The 4,417-nt window shown below is 46.3% G+C and carries 5 protein-coding genes; 2 read left to right on the forward strand and 3 right to left on the reverse strand.

Going from position 1 to position 4,417, the window contains the following annotated elements; translation table 11 throughout:
• Positions 1-639 precede the first annotated feature (639 nt).
• Positions 640-1,413 (reverse strand): phytanoyl-CoA dioxygenase family protein, encoded by a 774-nt coding sequence (locus tag AC1DUA_RS32965; RefSeq protein ID WP_477503748.1) that lies wholly within the window; start codon positions 1,411-1,413, stop codon positions 640-642.
• 138 nt (positions 1,414-1,551) lie between these two features.
• Between AC1DUA_RS32965 and AC1DUA_RS32970 the strand changes: the two genes are divergently transcribed.
• Positions 1,552-2,196, forward strand: coding sequence for a cupin domain-containing protein (locus AC1DUA_RS32970; protein ID WP_477503749.1), 645 nt, complete (start codon positions 1,552-1,554; stop codon positions 2,194-2,196).
• On the opposite strand, the gene AC1DUA_RS32975 is transcribed toward AC1DUA_RS32970, so the two are convergent.
• Positions 2,115-2,903 (reverse strand): phytanoyl-CoA dioxygenase family protein, encoded by a 789-nt coding sequence (locus tag AC1DUA_RS32975; RefSeq protein WP_477503750.1) that lies wholly within the window; start codon positions 2,901-2,903, stop codon positions 2,115-2,117. The genes AC1DUA_RS32970 and AC1DUA_RS32975 overlap by 82 nt on opposite strands.
• Before the next feature lie 118 nt (positions 2,904-3,021).
• Here AC1DUA_RS32975 and AC1DUA_RS32980 point away from each other — a divergent pair, with 118 nt between their 5' ends.
• Positions 3,022-3,900, forward strand: coding sequence for a helix-turn-helix domain-containing protein (locus tag AC1DUA_RS32980; protein WP_477503751.1), 879 nt, complete (start codon positions 3,022-3,024; stop codon positions 3,898-3,900).
• A gap of 49 nt (positions 3,901-3,949) precedes the next feature.
• Here AC1DUA_RS32980 and AC1DUA_RS32985 read toward each other — a convergent pair.
• On the reverse strand, positions 3,950-4,417 hold a 468-nt coding region (locus tag AC1DUA_RS32985; RefSeq protein WP_477503752.1), incomplete at its 5' end, for a Gfo/Idh/MocA family oxidoreductase.

Below are 4,417 nucleotides of genomic sequence, written 5' to 3' on the forward strand. Positions count from 1 at the left end.
CTAACGGACACGAGTGCCGTTAACTTGCCGGTTCCCACTGATTCACTATTGATTTTCTGCGAATAGCGCCTCTCATGTCCGTTAGCTACTCCAAAATCCCGTTTTTTCACCAATTAGCGCTTCCTATGTCCATTAGTCGAACTCCAAGCACAACGCACCTCTACTCCACTCTCTAGTAAAATTTCTGCACCAAGTAACGAGCCAACCGGTCTCTCAGTCGACCGACCAACCAGCTTGCTATAGCAGGCTCGGGATAGGCCTGTCGCGTTTAACGGACTCCAGCGACGCTATTCAGCTAAACTATCACATATTATAATTCTAACGGACACGAGTGCCGTTAACTTGCCGGTTCCCACTGATTCACTATTAATTTTCGGCGAATAGCGCCTCTCAGGTCCGTTAGCTACTCCAATATCCCATTTTATCACCAATTAGCGCTTCCTACGTCCGTTAGTCGAACTCCAAGCACAACGCACCTCTACTCCACACACCAAGTACCTCTCTTCCACTTTCTAGCATCAATCCTGCACCAACCACCCTCCTCCTCCTCCTCTGGGCGTTCATATCCGCACACTCGGATTCAACAGCACCAACCAACCGCAAAGGAAAAAAAGGCACCCGCAGGCGCCTTTCTCATCCTCAAATAATTTTATATTCCGGTTTCACCTTGGTGAAATGCGGGTTTTTCCCTGTGACCATGAGGCCCATGCCCCAGTCAAAATGCGTATTCTCCGTCGGGAAATCGCTCGGATCACGGTACTGGAACAACACGTTCCGTCTAGTTCTGGAACTCCGATTGGACTCCGAGCCATGAATCGTCAGGTAGTTAAAGAACAGCACATCACCGGCTTCAGCCACACAAGGCGTTCCCTCTTTGACGGGATATTCCTTGTGGTTCAAATAATGCTGACCCACGTGCGGTATGCTGCCTGTGCGGTGCGAGCCTGGAATAACGCGCAAGCAGCCATTCTCCTCATCCGCATAATCCAAATGCACGCTTGCCGCAAGCATCGAATGTTTCTCATGCGGGAAGTAGGGGTGATCCTGATGCATAGGGAAGGCAGCACCATTCTCCGGCGGCTTCACAAGCATTTTCGAATGATGCAGCTGCACGTTGGGTCCAATGATTTGCTGCAGCACAGCAGCCATATTCGGATGAATCACAGCGCGCATGAATGCGGCATCGTGATAATGTACGTCGTGGAAGCCTTTCAAAACCAGCTTCTTCAGTTCATCAGGTGGAAGGAAATCGCCACTCCATTGATCATTTCGGTCTGCTTTCGCCTCAGCGGCGCGAATAATAATTTCTTCGACCGCTTGTCTCATTTCCTCTACCTCTTGTTGATTGAAAACCCCTTTAACAAGTAAATACCCATTTTCTTTGTAAAATTCTACATCCTCGCGAGTAATCACAGTCCATTCCTCCATCTATGCAGTTGATTGTAAACCGCTTTCTTATCTATAATTATAAGGAATAGGCAAGCAATCTGTCTTTTTCTGCAAAGGACAGCTTTTTGCAAAATAAGGACATTAAGGATGATGCAYGTGTACTTGTGCAAAGAAACCAGATCCCTGCTGAACGAGGTTGCCACCGTCATTCATGGACCCTCAGCTTGTTTCAAAATTCAATATTGGGGCGTAGATCCATGTTTATTCGATAACCAACCCCACAAACATTCCTTTTTTGAGGTCTGTTATGTCATTAGCGGTGAAGGCGAATATACAGAAGAAGGCATTCTCTACCCGCTGCGAGCAGGTACGCACTTTTGCTCCAGACCTGGCATCAAGCATCAAATTCGCACGCAAAAAGGCCTCTTTATTCTGTTCGTCGCTTTTGAACTAGATGAAACACAAAGTGAAGATACAATGCGAGATACCTTTCAGAATCTAGCTGAGCATGCCGAGGTTTGTCTGTATGATGGGGACCATCACCCGACGGCTCTCTTGTGGAAGTCGCTCTTGATTCGAGAGGGACATGGCAGCCTACCAGTTGCAGCCGTTCCAACATTAGCCTACACACTTCTCGTATCGTTTCTCAGCTTATTCGGTAAAGAGACTGGTAAACCTATTGTCCACCGTAAAAATACGAATATCCTGCTGCAGCGGGCCAAACTCTATATCCCGGGGAACCACGTTTTCAAATCGCTTTCGCGCGCTTTGCTATCCGGTTCTGCAATTCGCAGTCCATCCGCATAGTAGATAACCGTCATCACTTTGCGCATGGAGTCTGTCGGGTTACCAGGCGCGCTGTGCAGTGTCCAACCTGCATGGAACGTCGCATCTCCGGCTTCCATAGCGCCATGGGACATCGTTTCATATCCTTTGCCTTCAATATAACCGACTAACGTGCGATGGGATTCATCGGAGATCACCATTTTATTAATATAGCCTATGCGATGAGACTCAGAAGCAAAAGTCATTGATCCTACTTCTTCTGAAATAGGTACCAGCGGCATCCACATCGTAATCGTTTTATCTGTATCCAGCGGCCAATAGATTTGGTCTTGATGCCATGGGGTGTGACCTCCATGAGGTTCTTTGTACAAGGCCTGATCATGATAAATGCGCACACCTTCTACGCCCATCAATTCCGCTGCGATTTTGGCAAATCGTTTCGCTAATACGAACCTGCGAGCCGCTTCGCTTTTTTMCCACAAGTTAGAGATTTGGATAAAAGCCTTGCCATACGTATCACGCTGCTCAATCGGTTTGTTGTGATAATTCAGTTCCTTCACCAAATCCGTAATAATCGGTTCGTAGGAAGTGATTTCCGATGGGCTGGCTACCTGCCAAAGCACAATATGTCCTTTCTGCTGATAACTTTCGATCTGCTGTTCCGACAAGGTATAGCTGTCTTCCAAAGAAGGTAACGCTTGGTTATGGTTTGTTTCCTTCATGCTCATCTCGGATCACCTCAATTTGTATAATTATAGCTTTATTATAGGGCTGGGCCTGTTCCAAATCTTTGTCAAACAAGGTTAAATTATTGTCAAAAACCACTGGTTTGAAAGGTAGGTTCATATGCTAACCGATTTTCTGAAACACCATCCCATCGTTCCTTTCGTAAGACAAAGCGACTTTGCAGTCCGCAAACCATGGTCTTCCCCCGAGCGTAGATTGCTTGATTATTTATTGGTATATATTCAAGAGGGCACTTGCTGTTTCCATATCGATACTAAGAAATATACATTTAACGCGGGCCAGTTCTGCCTTGTGCAGCCTGGCAGCTTACTTGCTTTGGAAGGGTTAACGAACACCGTTACGCCCTATATCCATTTTGACCTCTCTTTTAACGCCGAACGCGAGCACAGTTTTCCTACCCGTCCTGGACAAATTGATTTATCCGCTTATAAGCATCTCATGCAGCCTACCATCAAAGACTTGTACGGGGTCGAGATGCCTGTGCATGTTGAACCATCCAAGCCGTTAAAACTGAAAGAAACACTGTTACAGGTTATTGAACAAGCCGAAAAGCAGGATCCGCTCATTCAGCTCAAAACCCAGCATCTAGTAACGGAGATCATCCTCTCTTTATTAGAGGCCTACTATCAAGAACCCTATACTGCGTCACATTCTTTCGACTGGATTACTTCCTACTTCTCGCATCATCTGAGTGACCCTATCTCCTTAGAGGACATGGCCGCACGAGCTAATCTGTCGATTTCGCGATTCAGTATTGTGTTCAAACAACGGTATGGCATTTCCCCTCACCAATATTTGATGAACATGCGGGTCAATCATGCCAAAGAATTGCTGACGCATACAGATCTCAGCCAGGAATCCATTGCAAGCTACTGCGGATTTGCAGATCTGCACCATTTTTCCAAAACCTTTAAGAAACGAACTGGACAGACACCCGGAGAGCTCAAAAAAAGCAAAATCCCCTTCATTCGAGCTTAAACACTCGAAGAAGGGGATTTCTTGCTTATTTCCTGGGCAATAGTTGAAATTAGTCGAAATAGACAGCTTTACCTGTTTTAGCCGATTCATAAATAGCTTCTAAAATCTCAGAAACGACACATGCTTGCTCCGGTGTTACGACTGGATCTGTATCATTTTCAATCGCTTGAATCCATAAACGCATTTCCAAATCCGGTGCACTATCTGTTTCACCATCATAAAAGGCAACGCCGCCAGCTTTCAGCTCAACTTCTGTTGTATACAAGCGGCTGTGCTTTTCGCCGTTAATGCGAAGTCCATTTTTCATGTCTGCGCCGCCTTCTGTACCGCTAAGCGTACATTTCGCTTCATCGACTTCCAGCGTGTTCAGCGCCCAGCTTGATTCCAGTATAATGGTTGCGCCATTTTCCATCGTAATCATACCGAAAGCGGAATCTTCCACGGTAAATTTGGATGGATCCCAAGGCCCCCATGCGTTTGCTGCATTTTCGCGTTGGGACAATTTATGATATGAAGT

This window comes from Paenibacillus sp. 01T422 (assembly GCF_056398785.1).